Raw genomic sequence first — 24,646 nt, 5'->3', positions numbered from 1 at the left:
GCGCCGCCTCGCTCTGGGCGTCAGGAGACGACCGGCGGCAGGTTCAGTGCCGCGTCGACGAGGCCGCCCGCTCGCTTGAAGTCGTAGGCGCGGTACATGTTGGTCTTCACGAGGTACGACGCACCGCCATAGAACTTCTCGTATTGCTGATGGCGGTTGCCGAACTCGGTGCCGATGAAGTCCCAGGCGAGCCGCATCAAACGGACGCGCTCGCGGGCGCCCATCTTGCCCGACACGAAATAGCGTTCGATGTCCGCGGCCGATTCCGGGTTCTCGAAGTCGCGCATCGAGGAGGGCAGGGTGATCATCCCGGCTCCGGTCAGTTCTCGCACAATGTCGATCATGTGCGGGTTGATCTGGCCTTGCAACGCCATCACGGCATAGAGCGCCGTCTTTGACGGCCACAGGATGCCGTCCTCGTCGATCGGTGCCACCGTCTCGTGCGAGTGCAGCATGTTCTCGACGATTGACGCATAGGCGGCGAGTTCGCCCATTTCGACCTGCACGGGCGGTGCGGCATCGTTGCCGGTCGCCTCGTTCATGCGCTTGGCAAGACCGAGCAGGAAGCGAAGCTTGGTTGCGTAGCGGGCTTGCGCCTGATGATTGCCGTAGGAGTGCGACGGCGTCTGCCACCACTGCTGGAAACACAGCTCCGTATTGCGGTAGATGAACACACGCTCCCAGGGCACCAGCACATTATCGAGAACCACAAAGCAGTCGGTCTCGTCGAAGCGGCTGGTCAACGGATAGTCTTCCGCGCTGGTCGCCTGCATGGCGAAGGCGCGTCGCGAGTAGAGCTTGACGCCCGGCGCGTCTAGCGGGATTGCGACGCTGATCGCATAGTTCTCGTCACCCGGACGCAGCGGATGGATACAGCTCACTTGCACATAGTCGGCGAAGACCGCGCCGGTCGCGAGCTGCTGGCCGCCGTGGACGACGATCCCGGCGTCGGTTTCCTTGACGACGCCTGCGTAAAGCGTCGGATCGCTCTGCTGGTGTCCGGGTTTGCTGCGGTCGATCTGCGGAGGAACGATCGCATAGACGACGTATTTGTGATTGTCGCGAATGTGCTTGTAGAAATTTACGACGTTCTCGGCATAGCCGGCGCCGCCGCGCGCAAAAAATTCGGGCTTCGCGGCATAGCCGGCGAAGAAGTTCGCCACGTGGTCCGGCGTACGGCCCATCAGCCCGAAGGTCTGCTCGGCCCATCCCTCGGCGGCGAGACGCTTGGCACGCAGGTCGGCATGCGTGCGCGGAATCTGGAAGCAGCGCCATACCGGCCCGCCGGTGTCAGGCGAAGTGTAGGTCATGCGCTCCCTGTTTTCGGGGGCGGCGGCATAGTCGAACAGCCTCGCGAAGGTCCGCGCTCCGTTCGCAAAGGCGCGATGCCTGGTCGGGTCGCGCACCAACTCGCCGTCGACGAACACCGTTCGCCCGCCGGTGCGCAGGTCATCGAGAAATGACGCGCCAGTTCGCAGCGGCGTCGTCGCGTTGACTTCGACCGGTTTGGATGCCGTCACGGTCATTTCGATTTCCCCTCCCTATGATGTGACAGTCGCGCCGGCCGAAGGGCCGGTTGTCGCGCTGTCGTTTATGCTACATCAAACAGATACGAACTGTAGCTATATGTCGGACATTGTCAATGCTGATGGGGGCGTGATATTTCAACGCGAGCGTTACAGATTTCTGGCGATTCTCAGGATGCCAAATGCCTAAACCCGACGTCTACAGGGCTCCCGTGACCGTCTCCCGGAAAGAATTCCTGGTTCAGGGGTCGGATGCGGACTTTCGCCGCAGTATCTATGCGATGGTGCAGTGCGTCGGGCGTCTGCTCGCTTGCCGGGACGCCTTCGGCAAGGAGCTGAACCTGACGCCTAGTCAATTCGTCGTACTGATGGGGGTGGCCCAGTCGCAGGGCTCTGGTGGGGTCACGATCCGCGGTCTGGCCGATCACGTCGCGCTCGCCTCGACCCACGTGACGACCGAGGTCCGGCGGCTCGAGGAAGCCGGCCTTCTGGTGAAGCGGCCGAGCCCGGTCGACAAACGCAGCGTGCGCGTTTTTCTTCGGCCGCGCGGCGAGCAGGAGGTTGCCCGCATCGCGCCGTTCATCCGTCTCATCAACGACGTGCTGTTTGAGGATATCGATCCTGAGGCGCTCAAGACCACACAGCGCGTTGCACGGCAGCTCATCCTGAATTCGGAGAGCGCACTTGCCGAGATCCGAAAGCGTCAGCTCCAGCGCAAGGAGCAGCCGCCCGCAGCGGACGGGTCTGCTGTCACCAGCCGTGGAGCCAAACGTCAATATTCGGCGGAGTCTCGATCGCCTCATCGGAATGAAGGCGCCGATAGCGTCCGCCGTGAAAAAGCAAAGGCGTCGAGATCGTCCGGCTGAATTCGAGGACCTCGCCCAGCATAATCTCGTGGTCGCCGCCTTCATAGGTCGCGTAGGTCTTGCATTCGAAAGTCACCAGGCCGCCGCGGAGCAGGGGCACCCCGCTCTTGCCGCGGAACGGTGCCAGCCCGGCCCACTTGTCGGCGCCGCCGCGCGCGAATCGGTTGGAGAGGTCGGTTTGGCTTTCGGACAGCACGGTGACGCCGAAGTGCGTTGCCTTGAGCCATAGGTCGAGAGTCTGGGCCGCCCGCGCCAGGCTGAACAGGATGAGCGGGGGCGCCAGCGAGACCGAGTTGAACGAACTTACCGTCGAGCCGAGCAGAATGCCGTCGACCTCCGCCGTGATCACGCAGACGCCGGTCGCGAACTGGCCCAGTGCGTCGCGGAATTCCCGATCTGTAAAGGTCATGGCGGCTCTCCCTGCAATGCGATCGGTCGTGGTTCCTGGTTACGCCGGATCGAAGTAGTGGATCTCCATCAAGAGGCATCCGCCGTTCGAAAGGAAGGGACCATGATAGGCGCCCGGCGGACGGCACGCATAGGTGAACGGCCTGAAGCCTTCGCCGCCTTTTCCCTTGGCGTCATTGCCGACGGTGAGGTCGCCCTGAACCAGGAAGACTTCCTCCCAGTATTCGTGAACGAAAGGCGCTGTGGTGTAAACGCCGGGATCGAAGCGCAGCAGCCGTGTCCGGCTTCCGCGCTTGTTCTTCTCATCGAGTGCGCCGGAAAGGATCTTCTGCTGAATCCCGGAGGGATAGCCCGCGGGCACTTCCCATCCGGAGTTCATGTCGAGGGTGTGGAACTCGTCGTGCAGCTTGTTGATGGCCATCAAGGCTCTCCTAATGATTTCGCGTGTTTCATGGTTTCCAGAGATCGGCGAACTGGGTGGCGACGACCTGCCCGTAGCTCGGGTGGCCGGACAGGATACCGGCGTCGCGCGCGAAGCCGTTCATCCCTTCGACGAAAGCCGGCGAGATGCTGGCGTCGTAGTAGGGCAGATCGCGGCGGATCAGATCGGTGATCAGCGACGCCTCGTTGGGGGGAAAGAATTTTGCACCGACTTTGGCGGCCAGTTCGGGCTCGGCCTTTAGCGCCGCCTGAGTGGCGACGATCGCGCGCACGGCGTTCGCCGCGACGTCGGGACGATCGTTGATGAGGAGGTCGCTCGCCGCGACCGACGCCATCGTATAATTGAAGCAAGCTTTCGGACCGTCGCCGCGGCGCACGTCGATAACGACCTTCCCGACGCCGCGGCGCACCGCGACTTCGGTGCCCATGCCGTTCGCCCAGAAGCCATCGATCTTGCCTTCTTCAAGAGCCTTGGCGGCCGTCAAGCCGAAATTCACGCTCGACCCGGTCGCGCCGGGAACCGGTGCAATGGTCACGTTTTCCCGTGCTAGGTCGATGCCCGCTTCGACCAGCAGACGTCGCAAGCCCATGTCGACCCACGGCGCCGCGCCGACGCGGCGGCCCTTGACGATAGAGAGATCGCCGCGCTTCGGATCGAGATCGGCGCGCATGACCAGAAACCAGTACATGCCCTGGCCCTGCGCGCAGAGCAACTTGCAACCATCCCATTCCGGAAACGCGGCCAATGCCGAATGCGCCGAGCCAGCCACGAAATCGATCTCGCCGGCGCGCAGCGCATGATAGGATTTGTCGACCGGAAAGATCAGTTCGAGCGAGACGTCGAGACCGAACTGCTTGAAAAATCCCAGCTCGACCGCGGCAGCGGCTGGAAAATACGAATTCGAGATCAGGTCCGGAACTGCGATCTTCATTGGAGTGTCCTGCACCTAGATGCTGCTGAGAAGGTTGCGTCGAAAATCTTCGATGTGGTCGCGCATCGCCTGTTCGGCGGCAAGCGGATCGTGCGCATGGATGGCATCGAGAATCGCGCGATGCTGTGCGTGGACGCGCGCGTGATGGCCCGGCGTATTCAATGACAGAATCCAGAAGCGCAACGATTTGTCGTGCAGCCGTCCGAGGACGTCGGCAAGCACGGCGTTGCGCGAGACTTGCGCGATTGCGCCATGAAATTCACGATCGAGCCGCATCAGCCGCTCGGAATTACGCCGCGGCAGCACCTTCTCCGCCCGCGCAAGAATATCGTCCAGGATGCGGATCTCCTTCTCGCTCGCACGTTCGGCGGCGAGCCGCGCGCAATGGCACTCGTTGAGCAGCCGCACTTCGATCGTTTGCACCACGACGTCGAGGCTGACCGGAGTTACGAGGATACCCTTGCGCGGCATCACCTGCACCAGCCCCTCCATCATCAGCCGGTCGATTGCCTGATGCACCGGCGTACGCCCAATCCCGAGCCGCTCGGAAAGCTCGGCCTCGTTGAGGTGGTCGCCGGGACGAAACTCGCAGGCCGTGATCTGCCGCTTGATTTTTTCATATGCAGTTTCCAATAGCGAGGATGTGCCCGGCTGTTCGGGAGCCAACCGCTTGCGCGTCGGGTTTCGGATCGTCATTCGAGCACCGGCGGTTCGTGCGTTTCAGCCTCGCGGATGTCCTTCACCCGCGGTGAAATTACGCAGATATGATTGTGATATTTCACCGCGCCAAACGAGTCAAGTCACCCCGGCAGGCCTTTTCCTTGGGCCTTTCAGGGTGGTCTCGTCTGCTGCCGGCGGTTGATCGTTTCCAGTTCCGCGAATTGGGACCCGTGATCCCACCTGCGCCGCTGACACCCTTAGATGCGGCTATCCGAGTTCTGTAAGATCGTCGACGACCGCCAGTGCACCTGAGAAATCGTCATCGCGAAAATATTCGCTGCGGCTGATCAACACGGGAATTCCAGCGGACGAGGCCGCCTTCAGGCCATTGGCAGAATCTTCGATCGCGAGACACTCGCTCGCGCCGTAACCGAGCCTTGCCAAGACCTCGAGATAGACATCTGGCGCCGGCTTCTTGCGTGCCACATCGTCCCCGGCAACGACGGTGGCGAACAGGTCGCACCAGTTTGCCTCCAGCGCTACTGACAACAGCTCGTCGATATTGCTGTATGTCGTCGTGGTCGCGATCGCGAGCGTCTGGCCACGAGCCCGGGAATTGCGGATCAAGGCCGCGACGCCGGGCCGCAGCCGGCAGGTGTGCTGGGCGATCAGCCGGCCGTAGTGCCGTGTCTTTGTCCGATGCAGCTTGGCGACTTCAGAATCGGACAGGCATATCCCGGGATAGCGCGTCCGGCCGAAGGCCTGAATGCGTTCCTTGCCGCCGGTTGTGCGCAGGAGCTTCTTGTAGGTCCGCTGGTCCCAATACCAGTCGAAACCAGCTTCGATGAATGCCGCGTTGAAGGCGCGGCGATGAATGCCCTCGGTCTCGGCAAGCGTGCCGTCGACATCGAGGATCAACACGGCAGCATCGGCGATCCGGTCCTTCAGGCTGCGCGGGCGTAGCAGTACCGACAGTGTCTCGACATTCACGGCTCGGTCCTCTCCTTGTCGAATCCGCCGGAGAAAACCCGGCTGGCGAGTACGTCATTCGCCTCGATCGCCATCAGCTCATCTGAAGTGAGAACGCGGTCGAGGTGAGCGACAATCCGGTTGGCCTGTCTGAGGCGAATCCGGTCCAGTGCGTTACGGATCGAGCGTGCGTTGGAGAACAGCGGCTGCGTCTTGCGCAGCGCGATGTAGCGGGTGAAGGCGTCCCGCGCCTCGGGTGAGAACCGGTAGTTCTGTTCGACCAGCATCAACTCGGCGATTGCGAGCAATTCCGCCTCGGAATAGTCCGGAAAATCGATGTGGTGGGCGATGCGCGAACGAAAGCCGGGATTGCTCTGGAAGAATCGTTCCATGCGGTCGCGGTATCCGGCGAGCACCACGACAAGATCTTCGCGCTGCGCTTCCATGACCTGGAGCAGGATCTCGATCGCCTCCTGACCGTAATCGCGTTCGTTCTCCGGCCGGTAGAGATAATAGGCCTCGTCGATGAACAGGACGCCGCCCATCGCCTTCTTCAGGATCTCCTTGGTCTTTGGCGCGGTGTGACCGATGTACTGGCCGACCAAATCATCGCGCGTGACGCTGATGACATGGCCGCGGCGGACAAAGCCGAGCCGGTGCAGGATGCCGGCCATCCGCATCGCGACCGTCGTCTTGCCGGTGCCGGGATTTCCGGTGAACGACATGTGCAGCGTCGGATAGGTATTGGCGAGCGACATCTTCCGGCGAATCCGCTCGACCAGCAGCAACGAGGCGATCTCCCGGATGCGGCTTTTCACCGGCAAAAGCCCGATCAATTCCCGGTCGAGTTGCGCCAGGATCGGTGCGATCTCGACGGCGTCGAATTCCTGCCGCAGGTCGATGGAGGAGGGGACAGATTCGCCGCTGCCTTCGCGCCCGACAGCCTGGAGATTTGGATGAGCCATGATTGCCGACCCTTATGACTGGTAGCGCTCGCCTTCGGGACGATCGGCAGCGTAAGCCCGCGTCGTGTAGCGGATGTTGCGGCCAACCGCTTCTTGCCGATCGAGCCGGAATCCCGGCTCCTCTTTCGGCCGGTTGACGATGAACGAGATCCGCACCGACTCCCAGCCATGGCTCGAATCGAAGCCGGAGATGCGAATGTAGCGATCGCCATAGACGCGCCGGCAATCGCCGAGTTCTTTCATGATGCCGGCGGCATCGCGCAGGTCGAACATCGGCAGTCCCCACATTTCCCAGTAGGTGTTGCGGGGGTGCGGGTCATCGGTGAACTCGATGTTCACGGCCCAGCCATTGTCGAGGCAGTATTGAACCTGGCTCTTGATCTGCTCGTCGGTCAGATCGGGAAGGAACGAAAAGCATCCCTGGGTGATACGCATTGTAAGGTTCCTTTCACATCGCGAGACTGGGGGTCGGAACGAAGTCGGGCGAGTCGGTCGATTCGTAATTGAAGGTGACGTCCTTCCAGACCTCGAGCGCTTCGCGTAGCGGCGTGCAGGAGAGCGCCGCCTTCGCCAGGATCTCCGGACCCTCGTGCACGTAGTCGCGGCCTTCGTTGCGCGCGAGGATCATGGCTTCCAGCGCAACGCGGTTGGCGATTGCGCCGGCCTGGATGCCACGCGGATGACCGATCGTGCCGCCGCCGAATTGCAGCACCACATCCTCGCCGAGCAGATCGAGCAGTTGGTGCATTTGGCCGGCGTGAATGCCGCCGGAAGCGACGGGCATCAGCTTGTTCAGGCTGGCCCAGCGCTGGTCGAAGAAGATGCCGTGCTCGAGCCTGGTTGGATTGAAGTCCTCGCGGCACACGTCGTAATAGCCGCGCGTGGTGTTGGGATCGCCTTCGAGCTTGCCGACCACCGTGCCGGCATGGATGTGATCGACGCCGGCGAGCCGCATCCACTTGGCGATGACGCGGAAGGATACGCCATGGCTGCGCTGCCGCGTGTAGGTGGAGTGGCCGGCGCGGTGCAGATGCAGGATCATGTCGTTCCTGCGCGCCCATTTCGCCATCGACTGGATCGCGGTGTAGCCGATCACGAGGTCGATCATGATGATGCTGGAACCGATCTCGCGGGCAAAAGCGGCACGCTCGTACATGTCTTCCATCGTCGCGGCGGTGACGTTGAGATAGGTGCCCTTGATCTCGCCGGTTGCGGCCTGCGCGCGATTGACCGCCTCCATGCAGTAGAGGAAGCGTTCGCGCCAGTGCATGAAAGGCTGCGAGTTGATGTTCTCGTCGTCCTTGGTGAAGTCGAGACCGCCTTTCAGCGCCTCATAGACAACGCGACCGTAATTGCGGCCCGATAACCCGAGCTTCGGCTTCACGGTCGCGCCCAGTAGCGGACGGCCGAACTTGTCGAGCCGCTCGCGCTCGACCACGATCCCGGTCGCCGGCCCCTGGAACGTCTTCACATACGCAACGGGAAACCGCATGTCCTCGAGCCGAAGCGCCTTCAGCGGCTTGAAGCCGAACACGTTGCCGATGATCGACGCGGATAGGTTGGCGATCGAGCCCGGCTCGAACAGGTCGAGATCGTAGGCGATATAGGCGAAGTAGCTCCCCGGCGAATTCGGCACCGGATCGACGCGATAGCACTTGGCGCGGTATTTCTCTGCCGCGGTCAAGCGATCGGTCCACACCACGGTCCAGGTCGCAGTGGAGGATTCGCCGGCGACTGCCGCACAGGCCTCGGTCGGGTCGACGCCATCCTGCGGCGTCACGCGGAATAGCGCGATGACGTCGGTGTCCTTGGGCTCATAATTCGGCTCATAGTAGCCCATGCGCTTGTATTCCATCACGCCGGATTTGTAGCGATCCTTGCCACGCACCGTGATCGACTCATGCTTCATCTGACACTCCTTCTGTTTTCACCACGGGCCCCCTCAGGCCGCTTCCGTCATGCGTTCGCTGTTGAGCGCGCCCGAGCGGTAGCGGCGCGCCATTTCGGCAAGCGGGATCGACCGGATACGGCTTGCGTTGCCGGCCGTTCCGAACTGCTCGAAGCGCTCGCGACAGAGACCGCCCAGCGCGTCCATCGCCGGCTTTAAGAATTTTCGCGGGTCGAATTCGGTTTTCGATTGCTGCGCCACTTTGCGGAAGGCGGCTGTCATCGCGAGGCGGCAATCGGTGTCGATATTGACCTTGCGCACGCCGTGCTTGATGCCGAGCACGATCTCCTCAATCGGGACGCCCCAGGTCTGAGGCATTTCGCCGCCGAAGGCGTTGAACATGTCCTGGAGCGGCTGTGGCACCGACGACGAGCCATGCATCACCAGATGCGTGTTCGGGAGCCGGCGATGGATCTCTTCGACCACGCGCATGGCGAGAATTTCGCCGTCGGGTTTGCGCGTGAACTTGTAGGCGCCGTGCGAGGTGCCCATCGCGATGGCAAGCGCATCGACGTTCGTCGCGCCGACAAACTCAACAGCCTGGTCGGGATCGGTCAGCAACTGGTCGTGGCTCAGCGCCCCTTCGGCGCCGTGGCCGTCCTCCTTTTCGCTTCCCCCATGTTCGAGCGAGCCGAGCACGCCGAGTTCGCCCTCGACCGAGGCGCCGATCCAGTGCGCCAACTGCACCACGCGACGCGTGATGTCGACGTTGTAGGCGTAGCCGGCCACGGTCTTGCCGTCGGCCCTGAGCGAGCCATCCATCATGACCGAGGTGAAGCCATGCTGGATCGCGGTGGCGCAGGTGGCTTCGCTGTCGCCGTGATCCTGATGCAGGCAAAGCGGGATGTGTGGAAACATTTCGACCAATGCGTCGATCATCCGCGACAGCATAATGTCGCCGGCGTAGGACCGGGCGCCGCGCGAAGCTTGAATGATCACCGGCGCGTCGACGGCGTCGGCGGCCTCCATGATCGCGAGCCCCTGTTCCATGTTGTTGATGTTGAACGCCGGAACGCCATAGCCGCGCTCGGCGGCGTCATCGAGCAATTGCCGCAAGGTGATTTTCGCCATCGTTTCACTCCAGACGTTTCGTTTGTTCTGTTAGGCGGGTATCGGGATTGCGGACCTCGCTTCCGTGACCGCTCGCTCGGCGGCTGCGGCGACCGCTTCGGCCGTGATGCCGAAGTGTGCATAGAGCTCGCTTGCGGGCGCCGAAGCTCCGAAGCCTTTCATGCCGACGAACTCACCGGTTTCGCCGATCCATTTTCGCCAAAGGCCCTCGACCGCCGCTTCGACGCCGACCCGCGGCGCATGGCCGAGCACGGCGGCGCGGTAGCTGGAAGGCTGCTGTTCGAACAGTTCGAAACAGGGGGCCGACACCACGGCCGCACGCAGGCCGCGCGCGCCGAGCAGCATGGCCGCGTCGGTCGCGATCGCGACTTCCGATCCTGTCGCGATCAACGTCACGTCTCGCCGATGCTCGGGCTCTGTGAGCACGTAAGCCCCCCGGGCGACCGGATTTTCCGGGGCAAACGCTCGATCGAGCACAGGCAGCGCCTGCCGGGATAAGCACAGCACCGAAGGCTGGCGCGCCGCGCGCAAGGCACAGTCCCAGGCCTGGGCCGTCTCGACGGCATCCGCCGGACGAAACACCAGGAGATTCGGGATGGCGCGCAAGGATGCGAGATGCTCGACCGGCTGGTGCGTCGGTCCATCTTCGCCGAGCCCGATCGAATCATGGGTCATCACGTGGATGACGCGCACGCCCATCAGCGCGGCGAGACGGATCGCCGGCCGGCTATAGTCTGAAAACGCCAGGAACGTGCCGCCATAGGGAATGAATCCACCATGCAATGCGATGCCGTTCATCGCGGCCGCCATCGCGTGCTCGCGAATGCCATAATGGATGTAGTTGCCGTCATAGGCTCCGGGCCGCACCGGTTGCTGCACGCGCGTCAGCGTCAGATTCGAGTGGGTCAGGTCCGCGGAGCCGCCGAGCAAATTCGGCGAGGCTTTCGTGATCGCCTCCAGCACTTGCTGCGACGCCTGGCGGGTTGCAATCTTCGGCCGTTCGTCCGCAAAGCGGCATTCGATCTCGCGCAGGGCAAACCCGACGTCGCTGCCGGCTTCGCCCTTGAGGGCATCGTCAAAATCATCACGAGCGAATTCGTCGCGCTGCTCAAGCCGTTCCATCCAGCGATGCCGGGCAATGCGGCCACGGGCGCCGACCGCGCGCCAGCGTGCCAGCAATTCGCCCGGAACTTCGAACGGTGTATGCGGCCACTGCAAGGCCTCGCGCGCCTTGTCGAGTTCTTCGCCGCCGAGTGGCGCGCCGTGGACCTTTTCCGTACCCTGGCGGGTCGGCGCCCCGTAACCGATCACGGTGCGGCAGGCAATCAGCGAGGGACGATTGGTCTCGCGTTCTTCGCCGATCGCTTGCGCGATCGCCTTTTGGTCGTGGCCGTCGACGCGTCGGACCGACCAGCCGGAAGCAAGGAAGCGGATCAACTGATCGTCGGAGCAGGACAACGAGGTCGCGCCGTCGATGGTGATGTGGTTGTCGTCGAACAGCACGATCAGGCGCGACAGCTTCAGATGGCCGGCAAGCGAGATGGCTTCCTGGCTCAACCCTTCCATCAGGCAGCCGTCGCCGGCGATCACGTAGGTAAAATGATCGACCAGGTCGTCGCCGAAGCGCGCGTTCAGCATCCGCTCGGCCAGCGCCATGCCGACCGCGGTCGCAAGCCCCTGTCCGAGCGGTCCGGTCGTGGTCTCGACGCCTTCGGTGTGACCGAATTCAGGATGGCCGGGCGTCTTCGCACCCCACTGGCGGAAGCGCTTGAGTTCATCGAGCGTCATCGCCTCATAGCCGGTCAGATGCAGTAGCGCATACAGCAGCATCGAGCCGTGGCCAGCCGACAGCACGAAGCGGTCGCGATCCGGCCAGTGCGGATCGGCTGCATCGAATTTGAGAAAGCGGGAGAACAGCACGGTCGCCACGTCGGCCATTCCCATGGGCATACCGGGATGGCCCGACTTGGCCCTTTCGACCGCGTCGGCGGCAAGGAAACGCACCGCGTTGGCCATCGCAACCTGCGACGGAAGGGCGTGGACGCTGTTCAGTGCGGCGGCGGAGTGGACCGTCATAGTGAGCGTCTCTTGCGTTCGATGAGTTGCAGGATCAGCGGAGTAAGAATCAGCTGCATCGCGAGATCGAGCTTCGAGCCGGGAATCACGATCGAATTGGCGCGCGACATGAAGCTGTGCGGGACCATCGACAGCAGATAAGGAAAGTCGATGCCGCGCGGATTCTTCAAGCGGATCACCACCATCGATTCGTCGGGCGTCGGGATCCAGCGGGCGATGAACGGGTTCGAGGTGTCGACCGTCGGAATGCGCTGGAAGTTGATGTCGGTCTCGGTGAACTGCGGACAGATGTAGTTCACGTAGTCCGGCATGCGGCGAAGGATGGTGTCGGTCACCGCTTCGGTCGAATAGCCGCGATGTGACCGATCACGATGCAGCTTCTGGATCCATTCCAGGTTGATGACGGGTACGACGCCGATCTTGAGGTCGGCATGCTGCGCGATATTGACCTTTCCGGTCACTACGGCGCCGTGCAGGCCTTCGTAGAACAGCAATTCGGAATCGGCGGGCAGGGACGCCCAGGGTGTGAACGTGCCCGGCTCGCCGCCATAGAGCGCCCCCTCTTCGGCATCATGGACGTAGTGGCGCGTCAATCCGGTGCCGGATTCGCCATACTCGCGAAACGTCTTCTCGAGCGCCTCGAACAGATTGGTTTCGGGGCTGAAGTGGCTGAAGTGCCGGTTGCCGCGTTCGGCTTCTTCCGACATCCTGCTGCGCATTTCGGAGCGGTCGTATCGATGGAATGCATCGCCCTCGATATAGGCCGCGGTCACGTTCTCGCGGCGGAAGATCTGCTCGAAGGTCCGCTTTACCGACGTGGTGCCAGCGCCGGAAGAGCCCGTGACGGAAATGATGGGGTGCCGGCGCGACATGCTTGGCCTCTTTCAGAGAAACAGCCCGCGCCGCGCAAACAAAGGCGCGTCGCTACTTTCAAACAGTGGCTGAGTCCGCAAGTGCATCAGGTCGAGATCGCGCACCGCGCCGGCCGAACCCATGATCAGCGGAGTGCGCTGATGCGGCATGCGCGCCGAGAGGTCGAGAATGCGGTCGCGTCCCGTCGAGGCGGCGCCGCCGGCCCACTCCACGATCAGCGCGATGGGATGCGCTTCGTACAGCAGGCGCAGTCGCCCCTCCCGATAACCGCGGCGCGCGTCGGCGGGATAGAGAAATACGCCGCCGCGCACCAGGATACGGAACGTCTCGGCGACGAGCGATCCGATCCAGCGCATGTTGAAGTCTTCGCCGTGCTCTCCGGTTGCGCCGAGCAGGCATTGCTCGATGAAGGCCTGCACCGCGCCGTTCCAGTGCCGGCGATTAGACATGTTGATGGCGAATTCCGTGCTGCGCGCGGGGATGCGAACATTGCGCCGGATCAGAACGAATTCGCCCCTCGCGCGATCGAGCAGGAAAATCTCGACGCTGCGGTCGAGCGCAAGCACGAGCGTCGTCTGGGGGCCATAGATGAAGCACCCGGCGGCAAGCTGCGTCGTGCCCGGCTCGAAGAATGACGACAACGCGTCGCGCAATCGTGGCCGGATCGAAAAAATCGTTCCGGTCGAGATGTTGTTGGCGAGATTGGCCGACCCATCGAGTGGATCGATTGCCACGCAAAACGCGGCTTCGGAATCGAGGATCTCCGGCAACTCGGTTTCCTCGGAGACGATCGCGGCGACCGGCGTGTTGTGGAGCGTGCTGCACATCAGCGCATTGGCCGCGATGTCGAGGTCGATTTGCGCGTCACCCCCCGAATTGGTGCCCCTCGACCGGCCATCGATGCCGACGAGAGGACCGGCTGCGATCAGGCTGGCCAGTTCGACAGCCGCTCTGGCAAGGCGGGAGATCACCTTCGCCAGAGCATCTCCCTGGGGGATAGAGGGGGCGGCGCCGTCGAGATACGCGTCCAACGTCGGGGGCTGGTGGTCCATTGGTCGTTCCCTGCGGTGGCGCCCTTTTCAGGGAGGGCTTTGCCTGATCACCCGCGCAGCCGGAGATCGTTGTGCGGGTCGCCGCTATGAAACGCCGCCATTGAGCAATAAGTAAAATTTCAATATCTTGGGTCCGGCCAAAGTCCTTCTTATAAAGGTCAGCATGGCAGTCCATTTTCGACGCGATCTGACGATCCGGCAGTTGCGCGCCCTCGGCGCGGTGCATGCCATGGGCTCGGTCACGGCGGCCGCGCGGTCGCTCAATCTCACCCAGCCTGCGGTGACGTTGCAGCTTCGCAATCTCGAAGCCCTGGCGGGTCTTCCCTTGATTCAGCGAACCGGCGAGGGAATGCGGCTGACCGATGCCGGACGCGAGGTCATGGCGCTGACCGAACGCATTGAAGCGTCGCTGGTCGATTGCGAGCAGACGCTCGACATGATCGCCGGCCGCAGCGGCGGCCGCGTTTCGATCGGCGCCGTCTCGACGGCGAAATGCTTTGTGCCGTTCGCGATCGCCGCATTCTCGAAACAGCATCCGAAGATCGACATCGTGCTCAAGGTCGGCAATCGCGAGGATATTCGTCAGGCACTGCGCGGTTACGATCTTGACATTGCGATCATGGGCCAGCCTCCGCCGGACGTGCCGGTGGAAAAGAGGCTACTGGGCGAGCATCCGCATGTGATCATTGCCGCTGCCGATCACTGGCTTGCCAGGGACTTGGGCCTTGCGGTCGTTGACTTGACCTATGAGACCTTCATCACGCGCGAGCGCGGCTCCGGCACGCGCATGCTGATGGAGCAATTTTTTCAGGCCAGCGATCTGCAGCCGAAGATCGGCATGGAGATGGACAGCAACGAAACCATCAAGCAGGCGGTGATTGCGGGATTAGGCATTGCCTTCATCTCGCTGCACACCGTGGCGAGCGAGCTCGCCGATCGGCGGCTCGTGGTTCTTGATGTCGCCGGCCTGCCGATCATGCGGCAATGGCATGCGGTGCGCCGGGCGGACAAGACATTGCTTCCGCCGGCGCAGGCGATGTTGGAATTCCTCGCCGAGGACGGCAGTCGCTACCTGCCGTCCGCTCAGCTCCTGCGGCCGGAACGGAGCGTCAGCTTTACCGGCCTGTGAGGACCCGGGCCGTGGGCACCGCCTATCCTGGATTGATGCAGCTGAGCGGAAGCGATCCAATATGACAGAGCGTCCCGTGGTCGAATATTACTTCAGCTTCATCTCTCTTTGGTCCTACGTCGGCAGCCTGGTGTTTTGTGATATCGCCAAACGTCACGACGTGCGGGTTGAGTTCAAACCGATCGATTTGATGGCGGTGTTTGCCGCGGGCGGCGGCAAGCCGGTCCGCCAGCGGCCGCCGCAGCGTCAGTCCTATCGGCTGGTCGAGATGGAACGTTGGAAACGAATCCGCGGCATTCCGCTTGTGACGTGGCCGAAATTCTATCCGGCCGATCCGTCGCTCGGTCACCGCATGGTGCTGGCGGCGATCAGGGACGGAAACGATGTGACTGCGTTTGTCCATGCAGGCCTCAAGGCGGTCTGGGCTGACGAACTGAACGTCGAGGACGCCGACACGCTCGTCAATCTGGCTGATACCGGCGGGCTGAACGGCGAAGAACTGCTGGCCCGCGCGTCGGAGCCCGAACTTGTTGCGCGCGAAGAGGGACTGACGCGGGAAGCGATCGAACGGCAATTGTTCGGGGCGCCGTTTTACTTCCATCGCGGCGAACCGTTCTGGGGCCAGGACCGGCTCGACCAGTTGGAATCGGCGATTGTCTCCGGAAATTCACCGATCCTGTCAACGCGCATCCCGTAATGGGCTGAAGCGGCCCCGGCGCGATCTTGCAGGCAATCGTGGAACGCCGGTCCCGATAACCTGCTTTGATCGTCGGTGATCGATAAGACTGATCATCGGATACCCGTCAGGCGGTGTGGACTGAAATACGCTTATCGAGAGGCGTTGTCGCTACAGCAAAGACCGTTTATGGATTCGGATTGAAACAACAGACGGCGTTCAAGCGCCGACAAGAAAACGCCGGAGGAACGTCAATGACAGCGGCCCAACTCGAACAGATCGAAACGGCTGAGATCGAGGACACCAGCCTGCTCGCGTTCTATCGCGACATGAACACCGCCGAGCGTCGGACGTTCTGGGCTTGCGGCGCCGGCTGGGCGCTGGATGGCATGGATTTCATGATCTACCCGCTGGTGATCGGCTCGATCATCGCGCTGTGGAAGGTTGGCGCCGGCGAGGCCGGTCTTGCCGGAACAGTGACGCTCCTTTCCTCAGCCATCGGAGGATGGCTTGGTGGTTACGTTGCCGATCGCATCGGACGAGTCAGAACCCTGCAATTCACCATTCTCTGGTTTTCGTTCTTCTCGCTGGTGTGCGCCGTCGCGCAAAGCTTCGATCAGTTGCTGATCGCGCGCGCCCTTCTTGGCCTGGGGTTCGGCGGTGAATGGGCGGCTGGTGCGGTGCTGATGGGCGAGGCCATCCGGCCGCAATACCGCGGCCGAGCGGTTGGCTCGGTGCAATCCGGCTGGGCCGTGGGATGGGGCCTCGCCGTTCTGTCACAGGCGATTCTGTTTTCCCTGCTGCCGGGAGGCGTCGCGTGGCGCTGGATGTTCGCCGTTGGTGCGCTGCCGGCGCTGCTCGTCTTTTATCTGCGCCGCTATGTGACCGAGCCCGAGATTGCAGCAGACACGCGCCGCAAATTGATGGAAAGCGGTGAACATCCGCCGCTGTGGGAGATCTTTTCGGCTCCCATTCTCAAGACGACCATCCTGGCGTCCCTGATGGCCACGGGAATGCAGGGCGGCTATTACGCCGTGACCTTTTGGGTGCCGCGTTTTCTGACGACCGAGCGCCATCTGTCGATTGTCTCTTCCACCGGCTATCTCTCGGCGTTGATCATCGGATCCTTCATTGGCTATCTGGTAGGCGCGTGGCTTGCTGATCGCATTGGCCGCCGCAACCTGTTCCTGATCTTCTCGCTTGGCGCCATCGCGGTCGTGCTCCTCTACACGCAACTGCCGCTCAGCAATGACGTGCTCTGGGTTCTCGGCTTCCCCCTCGGCTTTTTCGCGTCGGGCTATTTCTCGGGCATGGGCGCCTTTCTTACCGAGCTTTATCCGACACGGTTGCGGGGCTCCGGTCAGGGTTTTTGCTACAATTTCGGCCGCGGCATTGGAGCGCTGTTCCCTTACCTGGTAGGTGCGCTCTCGACCACAACGACGCTTGCCAATGCGATCGCGATCTTTTCGGCCGCTGCCTACGGCGTTTTCTTTCTTGCCGCCTTTGCGTTGCCGGAGACACGCGGCCGAGTGTTGCACTCGGACGCGTGATTACCGGCTTTGAGGCAGGCGCGGATTGCTCGGTGACTGGTGCGCAGCGAACGTGACCGCTGCGCGCGGCGCGAGGAGACCATGTACTTCGGAACATTCGCTGCCGGGCGCGGGTTATCCGGGCTCAACCGAAAGGCATGGCCCATGAAGTCCAGCGTTCTTTTTGTTTTGCTGCCGGCGATCCTCGTCTTCTCGACGAACTTCGCGCATGCGCAAGGTAATCCAAGCGGCCGTGGGTCGATCACGGGCGATCCGGCGGCAAGCTCGGCGACGCCGGGAACGGCGCCGAAAACGGGGACGACCACCGGCAGCGTGGCGCGGTCGAATCCCAGCGGGAGCGGCACATCGACGTCCGGCGGCAGCGATGCCAATGGCGATTCGGGCCGGGACACGATGCCGAACTCCGATCGTAGCGTCCGGCCGCTTCATGACCAGCACAAGCCCGGTTCGATTCACTGAGCTTTGGAAATGGCGGCAAGCAATTGCCGCCATGCGAGGTGATCCGCGCGACCGCCTTCCCATGCAACAGTCAGCGTGCTGTCGGGCAGCCGCGCAACGTTCGCGGAACCAGGATTCTCGCTCTCCGTTGGTTCCACCAAAGGCGCAAATCCGGGTTCCATCGGAACGTTCCTCGCCGCTTGGTGTTGGCGGGAGGGAGCGGGGTTCGCTATTCCAAGGAGAAGTACAACATGACACTGATCGGCAAGAGTTTGCTCGGCGTGGCGGCGGGCGCAGGATTGCTCGCGTTGTCCAGCGTAGGCGCGTCCGCGGCGATCGCCTGCTCAGGTAATGTTTGCTGGCACACGCATGAACATTTCGACTATCCGGCCCGATCCAGGGTGATCATTCACGAGGACGGTTGGCGTCCGGGTCCGCGGGTTATTTTTCACGAGCACGAGGGCCGCGGGTATTGGAACGGTGATCGCTGGAGCGAGTGGTAGTCGTCGGGACCACGCTTAGTTCAAGGAGGCTGCCCGTTGGGCAGCCTCCTTTTGTTCGTTGTGTTCGCCTCGTCGCCGCGAACTGTGCTTTTATTTTGAAACGTTCTCTGAAGCGAGGGCGCGGGCGCGCGCGCGCCTGAAGGAGAGAACAGCGACGTTGATCCGACTTCTTGCGAGCGAACCGCCCCAACGGATGGGCGGCTCGAATGACTCCGGCCAGGAGAATCCGCCGGCGGGGGTGCCCGGCCGCCAGCATTGCTCACGGGTGTCCCAAAAATCCAATTAATGAGACGGAATAAAAATTAGTATTTCCAATATCTTACTTTCTTATCGTATAATTTTTGATATTAATATTGTAATTGATACCGAGCTGTGACAAGCTGCTGTCTCCGGGGAAATTCAAGCGATGAGGGGTGTCAAAATGAGCATCACGGCTGACAGCATCGAGAGCGTTCCGACCACGATCGACAGCAACGCCTGGAAGGCGTTGCTGGGGTCCGCCATCGGTTATGCGATGGATGGATTCGATCTTCTTATTCTCGGCTTCATGCTGCGAACGATCGCAAAGGATCTCGGTCTTTCACAGGCGCAATCGGCATCGCTGGTAACAGCCACGCTGATCGGCGCCGTGCTCGGCGGCATCGGCTTCGGCGTGTTGTCGGATCGTCTCGGGCGCGTGCGCATCCTCACCTGGACGATCGTGTTATTTGCCGTGTTCACCGGCCTCTGCGCGTTCGCACGGGGTTATTGGGATCTTCTGCTCTATCGTACCATCGCCGGCGTCGGTCTCGGCGGCGAATTCGGGATCGGCATGGCGCTGGTGGCGGAAGCCTGGCCGGCATCGAAGCGCGCCCGCGCATCTTCTTATGTCGGTCTTGGTTGGCAGGTGGGCGTGCTGATTGCAGCCCTCGCGACGCCGTTGCTTCTGCCGGTGATTGGATGGCGCGGCATGTTCGCGGTCGGCGTGTTTCCGGCGATTGCTGCCTATTTTATTCGCTCCTCGCTGCACGAACCTGAAGTGTTCGTGGAGAAGTCGAAAGACCGGCCGAAGGAGTCGGCGCTGCAACTGCTCGTCAAGGACGGCGAAACGGCCAAGCTCAGCCTCGGCATGGTCATCCTCTGCTCGGTGCAGAACTTCGGCTACTACGGCGTGATGATCTGGCTGCCGAATTATCTGTCGACCCGCTTCGGCTTTGCGCTGACGCAGTCCGTAGTTTGGACCTGCGCGACGCTCGCCGGCATGGCGCTCGGCATTTTCATGTTCGGCCATATCGCCGATCGCATCGGCCGGCGGCCCGCGTTCTTCGCCTATATGTTCGGCGCGGCCGTCATGGTGCTGGTGTATTCGCGCCTGACCGATCCGATCCAGCTTCTCGTGGTCGGCGCGATCATGGGCTTCTTCGTCAACGGCATGCTGGGCGGCTACGGCGCTCTGATCAGCGAATTGTTCCCGACCGCGGCGCGTGCCACGGCGCAGAACGTGCTGTTCAATATCGGCCGTGGCGTTGGCGGATTTGGCCCTGTCGTCGTCGGCGCAATCGCATCCGCTTATTCGTTCGAAACGGCAATCGCGGGGCTTGCTGCACTCTATGTGCTCGACATTCTGGCGATGTGGCTCTTGATCCCCGAGCGCCGCGGCGCCCAGCTGACGTGATGCTTGGCGAGAGGCTATGATGTCACTCGATCGTTCATCCGTGACGATGCAGCCGGCGGCAACGCCGCCTGCATCTTCACGGACGCCCTGGAAGCCCAGCATCGCTGCGGAGGTTGCCAAAGTCGCAGCCAACACGGCCGTCAACGCCGAGTATCGTCACCTGGTCGTCGATTGCAGTGAGGTTGCGGCTTCCGCGCAGCCGGGGCAGTTCTTCCAGTTGCTCTGTCCGCACCCTGCCGGGGAGCATCCGTTCCTGCGGCGTCCGATGAGTCTGTACGGCGCCGACCCGGTCAAGCGGCAGGTTGAATTCCTGTACAAGGTGACGGGCGCCGGCACGCGGGGGCTGGATTCGATCGAGGTGGGCGGCACGCTCGACATCATGGGGCCGCTCGGCCAAGGCTTCACGCTCGATCCCAAATGGCGGCACATCGTGGCGATTGGACGCGGCGCAGGGCTCGCCACGCTGGCACCGCTCGCCAAAGCGGCGAAGGCCAATGGTACCAAGGTTACCGCGATCTTCAGTGCCCGACGGCCGGAGCTTTTGGTCTCCGTGGATCTCTTCAAGGGCCATGGCGCCGATGTCGTGCCGGTGACCGACGCCGAGCAGACCAGCGGGCCGGGCAATGTGGAGCGCATCCTGCGGGGTCTGATCGCCGAAGGAAAATGCGATGCGTTCTTTACTTGCGGGTCGAGCCGCCTGATGCGGGTGCAGCAGCGGCTTGCGATCGAGTTCGGCTTGCCCGGGCAGGTCGCGATGGAGCAGCAAATGGCCTGCGGGATCGGCCTTTGTTACTGCTGCGTACGTGACTTCAACGTCGGCGGCGAGATCGTCAACCGAAGGGTTTGCTGGGATGGACCGGTATTCGATCTGCTGGAGGCGCTACCATGATCAAGCCTTTTTCGATCGACCTCTCCGTCAATGTCGGCGGGCTCAAGCTTCGCAATCCGGTGATGCCGGCATCGGGCACCTTTGCCGAAGGTCTCGACAAGGTCATCGACTTCAACCGCCTCGGCGCCTTTGTGACCAAGACCGTGACGCGGGAATTGCGTGCCGGAAATCCGCTGCCCCGCGTGGTCGAGCGGCCGGGCAGCCTGATCAACGCGATCGGAATTCCCTCCAAGGGCGTGCCGCATTTCATTGAGAAGATCATCCCGCAATACGCCGCCTATGAGCCACCTCTGGTGGTCAGTATTTCCGCGCCGACGGCCGAAGGATTTGCCAGCCTTGCGGCGGAACTGTCACTGCCAGGCGTTTCAGCCATCGAAGCCAATATTTCCTGCCCGAACATCGAGGAGGACGGCAAGGCGTTTGCGATGCGAGCGGAGTCGGCCGAGAAGGTGACGCACCAGCTGCGCGCCGCTACCAAGCTGCCGTTGTGGGTCAAGCTCACGCCCAACACTGGCGACATCGCCGAAGTCGCGCGGGCGGCGGAAGGCGCCGGTGCGGACGCAGTCGTGGTCGCCAACACCTTCCTGTCGATGGCGATTGACTTGAAGACGTTCAAGCCATGCCTCGGCAACATCATGGGCGGTCTGTCCGGACCCGCGATCAAGCCGATCGTGGTGCGGCAGGTGTTTCAGTGCGCCAAGGCCGTCAAGATTCCGATCGTCGGTTGCGGCGGCATTTCTTCCGCCGAGGATGCGATCGAGTATATGCTCGCCGGCGCGACCGCCGTTCAGATCGGCACCGCTACCTTCCTTCAACCGGCGGCGATGGTCGGTATCATCGACGGCCTCGAGATGTTCTGTCTGCAACGCGAGATCACGAGCGTGACCGACCTCGTTCATGGCGTCGTGATCGAGGAGGCCGACGATCAGGATCTCGCCTGGCTAAGTCCCCCGACATGACGACGCCAGATACTCAAAATCGAAACGTCTTTGTCGATAACGCGGAGGACCGCTTGTTGGCCGGAGAGCTGTTCGACGCGCTCCGCACCGCATCGTTCGACGGCGTTGGCGTCACCCGCGAAAGCTACAGCGGGCGCGAGTCAAACGCGTTGGATATCGTCGAGGCCAGGGCGCGCCGATTGGGCCTGGAGGCGGCGCGCGACGCCGGCGCCAATCTGGTGGTCACGCTTCCCGGCAGCGAGCCGGATCTGCCGTTCCTCGCCTGCGGATCGCATCTGGATTCGGTACCGCAGGGCGGCAATTTCGATGGCGCGGCGGGCGTGGTCGCCGGTCTTGCGGTGCTGGCGCGTTTGAAACGCGACAACATCACACCGCGCCGAACCATCAAGCTGTTCGGTTTGCGCGGCGAGGAGAGCTCCCGTTTCGGCAAGGCCTATATGGGCTCGCTTGCGCTGTTCGGGAAACTCACAGCCGAAGACTTGAGGGTAAGGGATCGCGACGGCCTCGTGCTTGCCGACTGCATGCGCACGGTCGGCGCCGACGTTGCGCGCATTGAAAGGGGTGAGCCGTTGCTCGATGCCAAGCGCGTCGCCGCCTGGGTCGAGCTTCACATCGAACAGGGGCCGGTGCTGGTCGCGCGGGAACTTCCGGTCGGCATCGTGACGGGCATCCGCGGTAATGTGCGGCATCGGACGGTCGAATGCCTCGGCGAGGCCGGGCATTCCGGCGCGGTGCCACGCTGGCTGCGGCACGATGCCGTGTTTGCGGTGGCCGAACTCATGACCCATCTCGACCGCCACTGGCGTACGCTGTTGGAGCGCGGGCGGGACGTGGTAGTGACGTCGGGCGTCTTCGGGACCGATCCCACGGAACATGCGATCGCGCGCATTCCGGGAAAGGTGTCGTTCAGCTTCGAGGTGCGCAGCCAGAGCAAGGAGACGCTCGAGGGCTTCTACGATTTGTTCCGTTCCGAGTGCAATCTCATCGCCGAAGAGCGCGGCGTGGAATTCGCTTTCGACCGCCGCCTGGAATCCGCGCCAGCCACCATGGATGCCGAATGGGTTCGTAGGCTGCGAAAGTCCGCGCAGGCGCTCGGCCTGCCGGATGAGGAGATCCCGAGCGGAGCCGGGCACGATGCTGCGGTGTTCGCCAATGCCGGTATTCCCTCAGCAATGGTGTTCGTGCGCAACGAAAATGGCTCGCATAACCCGAAAGAGTCGATGAATCTGGATGATTTTGTCGCCGGAATCGCGGTAATGCGGGCTGCGATCGAAGAGGCCGTCCAATGAGCGTGACCGAATTATTCGAAAAAGCAGCACCCAGGCGCGTCGACAAGATCACGATCCGCAGGCCTGACGATTTTCATGTTCACTTGCGTGATGGTGCGATGCTCCAGGCGGTGCTGCCGTTTACTGCAGGGCAGTTCGCCCGTGGCGTCATCATGCCCAACCTGGTGCCACCGGTGACGACAGTTGCGGCCGCCAAGTCCTATCGCGACCGGATCCTGGTGGCGCGTGCGGCGATTTCCGACTTCCAGCCGCTGATGACCTGCTATCTCACCGACGCGACTTCGCCGGACGAAATCGAGAAGGGATTTAGGGATCGCGCCTGGGTTGCCGCGAAACTCTATCCGGCAGGCGCCACTACGAACGCGCATCACGGCGTGACCGACATTCCGGCGCTGGCGCCGGTGCTGGCACGCATGGAAAAAATCGGCATGCCGGTCCTGATCCATGGCGAGGCCACCGATCCCGCGGTCGACATCTTTGATCGCGAAGCGGTGTTCATGGAGCAGAGCCTGCTGCCGATGCTCAAACGGCATCAAGGCCTGAAGGTCGTGATCGAGCACGTCACGACCGCGGAGACCGTCGACATCGTGCGCGCCCATCGTTCGCACACGGCCGGCACGATCACGCCGCATCATCTCGTCATCAACCGTACCTCGTTGTTTCAGGGTGGGCTGCGTCCGCACCTTTATTGTCTGCCGGTCGCCAAGCGCGAGCGGCATCGTCTTGCATTGCGCAAGGCGGTGACCTCGGGCGACACCTGCTTCTTCATCGGGACCGACACCGCGCCGCATCGCCGCACCGCCAAGGAAGCCGAATGTTGTTCGGCCGGGGTGTTCGGCGGCGCCACGGCGCTGCAGACCTATGTGCAGGTATTCGATGAGGAGGGCGCGCTGGATTGCTTCGAGGCCTTTGCCTCCGTCAATGGCGCGAAGTTCTACGGCCTCGAACTGAACCGCGGCACGATCTCTCTCGAAAGGCGCGAGCAGCCGGTGATGGCCGCGGTTGCGGTGGAAGACACCGAAGTCGTGGTGTTTCAGGGCGGTCAAACCTTGCCATGGTCGGTCGGGGAGGTATCGCCATGACCGACCAAGCGATCAGGCAGGAGATCGGCGGTGAAGTTGCGCGGCTCCTGTTTGACGGCGGCGCCATCCATGTCAGCCGGCAGCAGCCTTTTATCCTGGCGGCAGGCTGGGCGAGCCCGGTCTATGTCGACGTCCGGGTGATCCTTGGCGATCCTTCGTTACGACAAGCAGTGACGCAAGTCGCCGTCCGCTATGTGGGCGCGATGTTGCCGAACGCCACGATCGATGCGGTCGCGGGCGCAGAAACTGCCGGCATTCCCTTTGCTGCCTGGCTTGCGGACCAACTCAATGTACGCATGCGCTATGTGCGCAAGCGGCCGCTTGGCATCGGCCGCAACGCGCAGGTCGAAGGCGGCGATGTCGATGGGCTCCAGGTGCTATTGGTCGACGATCTCACCACCGATGGAGGCAGCAAGCTCAATTTTGCGCGCGGGCTGCGGGCGGCAGGCGCCGTCGTCGAACACGTGCTCACTATCTTCTATCATGACGTCTTTCCCGGCGCGGCCGAGCGGCTCGCGCAGGCCGGGCTGACCTTGCATCCGCTTGCCACCTGGGCCGATATCCTGCGTTCGCCGGCGGCTCAGAAGATTTCGCCGCAGGACCGTGCGGAAGTGGAGCGTTTCCTCATCGATCCCGTCGCCTGGTCGACGCGGCATGGCGGTCGTTCGAAATTGTCGGTTCGAAGTTAAG

25 protein-coding genes are annotated in these 24,646 nt (G+C 62.5%); 12 read left to right on the top strand and 13 right to left on the bottom strand.

All coding sequences use genetic code 11. The annotated features are described in order from the left end of the window. Nucleotides 1-20: 20 nt before the first annotated feature. Nucleotides 21-1,526 (bottom strand): 4-hydroxyphenylacetate 3-hydroxylase N-terminal domain-containing protein, encoded by a 1,506-nt coding sequence (locus M6D32_RS09865; RefSeq protein ID WP_298255714.1) that lies wholly within the window; start codon nt 1,524-1,526, stop codon nt 21-23. A 182-nt stretch (nt 1,527-1,708) separates the two neighbouring features. On the opposite strand from M6D32_RS09865, the gene M6D32_RS09860 reads away from it, so the two are divergent. After that, entirely contained in the window at nt 1,709-2,392 is a 684-nt protein-coding gene (locus M6D32_RS09860) for a MarR family winged helix-turn-helix transcriptional regulator (protein ID WP_298255713.1), read from the top strand. On the opposite strand, the gene M6D32_RS09855 is transcribed toward M6D32_RS09860, so the two are convergent. From M6D32_RS09855 to M6D32_RS09800, 12 genes are all read right to left on the bottom strand, one after another. Continuing rightward, nucleotides 2,277-2,801: a flavin reductase family protein gene (locus tag M6D32_RS09855; RefSeq protein ID WP_298255712.1), complete on the bottom strand. Its 525-nt coding sequence runs from the start codon at nt 2,799-2,801 to the stop codon at nt 2,277-2,279. The genes M6D32_RS09860 and M6D32_RS09855 overlap by 116 nt on opposite strands. Before the next feature lie 39 nt (nt 2,802-2,840). After that, entirely contained in the window at nt 2,841-3,221 is a 381-nt protein-coding gene (locus M6D32_RS09850; protein ID WP_298255711.1) for a cupin, read from the bottom strand. A gap of 28 nt (nt 3,222-3,249) precedes the next feature. After that, nucleotides 3,250-4,173, bottom strand: a complete 924-nt coding sequence (locus M6D32_RS09845; RefSeq protein WP_298255710.1) for an ABC transporter substrate-binding protein — start codon at nt 4,171-4,173, stop codon at nt 3,250-3,252. Nucleotides 4,174-4,188: 15 nt separating this feature from the next. Further along, a complete protein-coding gene (locus M6D32_RS09840) occupies nt 4,189-4,869 on the bottom strand; it encodes a GntR family transcriptional regulator (protein WP_298255709.1) in 681 nt (226 codons plus the stop codon). Nucleotides 4,870-5,100: 231 nt separating this feature from the next. Then, on the bottom strand, nt 5,101-5,823 hold the full coding sequence (locus tag M6D32_RS09835; protein WP_298255708.1) for an HAD-IA family hydrolase: 723 nt from the start codon (nt 5,821-5,823) through the stop codon (nt 5,101-5,103). After that, nucleotides 5,820-6,767: a CbbX protein gene (gene cbbX, locus M6D32_RS09830; RefSeq protein WP_298255707.1), complete on the bottom strand. Its 948-nt coding sequence runs from the start codon at nt 6,765-6,767 to the stop codon at nt 5,820-5,822. Before cbbX ends, M6D32_RS09835 begins: the two co-directional genes overlap by 4 nt. A 12-nt stretch (nt 6,768-6,779) precedes the next feature. Beyond that, the gene (locus tag M6D32_RS09825) at nt 6,780-7,202 is read right to left on the bottom strand and encodes a ribulose bisphosphate carboxylase small subunit (protein ID WP_298255706.1); all 423 of its coding nucleotides are present in this window, start codon (nt 7,200-7,202) and stop codon (nt 6,780-6,782) included. A gap of 13 nt (nt 7,203-7,215) precedes the next feature. Further along, the gene (locus M6D32_RS09820) at nt 7,216-8,676 is read right to left on the bottom strand and encodes a form I ribulose bisphosphate carboxylase large subunit (RefSeq protein ID WP_298255705.1); all 1,461 of its coding nucleotides are present in this window, start codon (nt 8,674-8,676) and stop codon (nt 7,216-7,218) included. A 33-nt stretch (nt 8,677-8,709) separates the two neighbouring features. Continuing rightward, complete coding sequence (gene fba / locus M6D32_RS09815) at nt 8,710-9,786, bottom strand: class II fructose-bisphosphate aldolase (protein ID WP_298255704.1); 1,077 nt, start codon at nt 9,784-9,786, stop codon at nt 8,710-8,712. Between the two features lie 30 nt (nt 9,787-9,816). Next, on the bottom strand, nt 9,817-11,862 hold the full coding sequence (gene tkt / locus M6D32_RS09810; RefSeq protein WP_298255703.1) for a transketolase: 2,046 nt from the start codon (nt 11,860-11,862) through the stop codon (nt 9,817-9,819). Next, on the bottom strand, nt 11,859-12,734 hold the full coding sequence (locus M6D32_RS09805) for a phosphoribulokinase (RefSeq protein WP_298255702.1): 876 nt from the start codon (nt 12,732-12,734) through the stop codon (nt 11,859-11,861). The genes tkt and M6D32_RS09805 overlap by 4 nt, the downstream gene beginning before the upstream one ends. 12 nt (nt 12,735-12,746) lie before the next feature. Then, nucleotides 12,747-13,787, bottom strand: coding sequence for a class 1 fructose-bisphosphatase (locus M6D32_RS09800; RefSeq protein ID WP_298255701.1), 1,041 nt, complete (start codon nt 13,785-13,787; stop codon nt 12,747-12,749). A 163-nt stretch (nt 13,788-13,950) separates the two neighbouring features. On the opposite strand from M6D32_RS09800, the gene M6D32_RS09795 reads away from it, so the two are divergent. From M6D32_RS09795 to M6D32_RS09745, 11 genes are all read left to right on the top strand, one after another. Next, nucleotides 13,951-14,916, top strand: coding sequence for a LysR family transcriptional regulator (locus M6D32_RS09795; RefSeq protein ID WP_298255700.1), 966 nt, complete (start codon nt 13,951-13,953; stop codon nt 14,914-14,916). A 61-nt stretch (nt 14,917-14,977) separates the two neighbouring features. Then, the gene (locus tag M6D32_RS09790) at nt 14,978-15,613 is read left to right on the top strand and encodes a 2-hydroxychromene-2-carboxylate isomerase (protein ID WP_298255699.1); all 636 of its coding nucleotides are present in this window, start codon (nt 14,978-14,980) and stop codon (nt 15,611-15,613) included. A gap of 233 nt (nt 15,614-15,846) precedes the next feature. Next, on the top strand, nt 15,847-17,142 hold the full coding sequence (locus tag M6D32_RS09785) for an MFS transporter (RefSeq protein ID WP_298255698.1): 1,296 nt from the start codon (nt 15,847-15,849) through the stop codon (nt 17,140-17,142). 144 nt (nt 17,143-17,286) lie between these two features. Then, nucleotides 17,287-17,601 carry a hypothetical protein gene (locus M6D32_RS09780; RefSeq protein ID WP_298255697.1) on the top strand — a complete coding sequence of 105 codons (315 nt, stop codon included), beginning with the start codon at nt 17,287-17,289 and terminating at the stop codon, nt 17,599-17,601. Between the two features lie 230 nt (nt 17,602-17,831). After that, nucleotides 17,832-18,083 carry a hypothetical protein gene (locus M6D32_RS09775; RefSeq protein WP_298255696.1) on the top strand — a complete coding sequence of 84 codons (252 nt, stop codon included), beginning with the start codon at nt 17,832-17,834 and terminating at the stop codon, nt 18,081-18,083. Between the two features lie 421 nt (nt 18,084-18,504). Next, nucleotides 18,505-19,737: an MFS transporter gene (locus tag M6D32_RS09770; RefSeq protein WP_298255695.1), complete on the top strand. Its 1,233-nt coding sequence runs from the start codon at nt 18,505-18,507 to the stop codon at nt 19,735-19,737. Nucleotides 19,738-19,756: 19 nt separating this feature from the next. Further along, nucleotides 19,757-20,626, top strand: a complete 870-nt coding sequence (locus M6D32_RS09765; RefSeq protein ID WP_298255694.1) for a dihydroorotate dehydrogenase electron transfer subunit — start codon at nt 19,757-19,759, stop codon at nt 20,624-20,626. Further along, complete coding sequence (locus M6D32_RS09760) at nt 20,623-21,585, top strand: dihydroorotate dehydrogenase (RefSeq protein ID WP_298255693.1); 963 nt, start codon at nt 20,623-20,625, stop codon at nt 21,583-21,585. Before M6D32_RS09765 ends, M6D32_RS09760 begins: the two co-directional genes overlap by 4 nt. Beyond that, nucleotides 21,582-22,874 (top strand): Zn-dependent hydrolase, encoded by a 1,293-nt coding sequence (locus M6D32_RS09755; protein ID WP_298255692.1) that lies wholly within the window; start codon nt 21,582-21,584, stop codon nt 22,872-22,874. Before M6D32_RS09760 ends, M6D32_RS09755 begins: the two co-directional genes overlap by 4 nt. Further along, nucleotides 22,871-23,956 (top strand): dihydroorotase, encoded by a 1,086-nt coding sequence (gene pyrC, locus M6D32_RS09750; RefSeq protein WP_298255691.1) that lies wholly within the window; start codon nt 22,871-22,873, stop codon nt 23,954-23,956. The genes M6D32_RS09755 and pyrC overlap by 4 nt, the downstream gene beginning before the upstream one ends. Continuing rightward, nucleotides 23,953-24,645, top strand: a complete 693-nt coding sequence (locus tag M6D32_RS09745; protein ID WP_298255690.1) for an orotate phosphoribosyltransferase — start codon at nt 23,953-23,955, stop codon at nt 24,643-24,645. The genes pyrC and M6D32_RS09745 overlap by 4 nt, the downstream gene beginning before the upstream one ends. Nucleotide 24,646: the final 1 nt, after the last annotated feature.

This window comes from Bradyrhizobium sp. (assembly GCF_027307225.1).
Lineage (GTDB): Bacteria > Pseudomonadota > Alphaproteobacteria > Rhizobiales > Xanthobacteraceae > Bradyrhizobium.
The sequence above is the reverse complement of the archived record's forward strand: the minus strand, read 5'-3'. Positions and strand labels throughout refer to the sequence as shown.

Coding starts and splice junctions, on each gene's coding strand:
- M6D32_RS09865 (WP_298255714.1), bottom strand. CDS start 1,526: ATGACCGTGACGGCATCCAAACCGGTCGAAGTCAACGCGACGACGCCG.
- M6D32_RS09860 (WP_298255713.1), top strand. CDS start 1,709: ATGCCTAAACCCGACGTCTACAGGGCTCCCGTGACCGTCTCCCGGAAA.
- M6D32_RS09855 (WP_298255712.1), bottom strand. CDS start 2,801: ATGACCTTTACAGATCGGGAATTCCGCGACGCACTGGGCCAGTTCGCG.
- M6D32_RS09850 (WP_298255711.1), bottom strand. CDS start 3,221: ATGGCCATCAACAAGCTGCACGACGAGTTCCACACCCTCGACATGAAC.
- M6D32_RS09845 (WP_298255710.1), bottom strand. CDS start 4,173: ATGAAGATCGCAGTTCCGGACCTGATCTCGAATTCGTATTTTCCAGCC.
- M6D32_RS09840 (WP_298255709.1), bottom strand. CDS start 4,869: ATGACGATCCGAAACCCGACGCGCAAGCGGTTGGCTCCCGAACAGCCG.
- cbbX (WP_298255707.1), bottom strand. CDS start 6,767: ATGGCTCATCCAAATCTCCAGGCTGTCGGGCGCGAAGGCAGCGGCGAA.
- M6D32_RS09825 (WP_298255706.1), bottom strand. CDS start 7,202: ATGCGTATCACCCAGGGATGCTTTTCGTTCCTTCCCGATCTGACCGAC.
- M6D32_RS09820 (WP_298255705.1), bottom strand. CDS start 8,676: ATGAAGCATGAGTCGATCACGGTGCGTGGCAAGGATCGCTACAAATCC.
- fba (WP_298255704.1), bottom strand. CDS start 9,786: ATGGCGAAAATCACCTTGCGGCAATTGCTCGATGACGCCGCCGAGCGC.
- tkt (WP_298255703.1), bottom strand. CDS start 11,862: ATGACGGTCCACTCCGCCGCCGCACTGAACAGCGTCCACGCCCTTCCG.
- M6D32_RS09805 (WP_298255702.1), bottom strand. CDS start 12,734: ATGTCGCGCCGGCACCCCATCATTTCCGTCACGGGCTCTTCCGGCGCT.
- M6D32_RS09800 (WP_298255701.1), bottom strand. CDS start 13,787: ATGGACCACCAGCCCCCGACGTTGGACGCGTATCTCGACGGCGCCGCC.
- M6D32_RS09795 (WP_298255700.1), top strand. CDS start 13,951: ATGGCAGTCCATTTTCGACGCGATCTGACGATCCGGCAGTTGCGCGCC.
- M6D32_RS09790 (WP_298255699.1), top strand. CDS start 14,978: ATGACAGAGCGTCCCGTGGTCGAATATTACTTCAGCTTCATCTCTCTT.
- M6D32_RS09785 (WP_298255698.1), top strand. CDS start 15,847: ATGACAGCGGCCCAACTCGAACAGATCGAAACGGCTGAGATCGAGGAC.
- M6D32_RS09780 (WP_298255697.1), top strand. CDS start 17,287: ATGAAGTCCAGCGTTCTTTTTGTTTTGCTGCCGGCGATCCTCGTCTTC.
- M6D32_RS09775 (WP_298255696.1), top strand. CDS start 17,832: ATGACACTGATCGGCAAGAGTTTGCTCGGCGTGGCGGCGGGCGCAGGA.
- M6D32_RS09770 (WP_298255695.1), top strand. CDS start 18,505: ATGAGCATCACGGCTGACAGCATCGAGAGCGTTCCGACCACGATCGAC.
- M6D32_RS09765 (WP_298255694.1), top strand. CDS start 19,757: ATGTCACTCGATCGTTCATCCGTGACGATGCAGCCGGCGGCAACGCCG.
- M6D32_RS09760 (WP_298255693.1), top strand. CDS start 20,623: ATGATCAAGCCTTTTTCGATCGACCTCTCCGTCAATGTCGGCGGGCTC.
- M6D32_RS09755 (WP_298255692.1), top strand. CDS start 21,582: ATGACGACGCCAGATACTCAAAATCGAAACGTCTTTGTCGATAACGCG.
- pyrC (WP_298255691.1), top strand. CDS start 22,871: ATGAGCGTGACCGAATTATTCGAAAAAGCAGCACCCAGGCGCGTCGAC.
- M6D32_RS09745 (WP_298255690.1), top strand. CDS start 23,953: ATGACCGACCAAGCGATCAGGCAGGAGATCGGCGGTGAAGTTGCGCGG.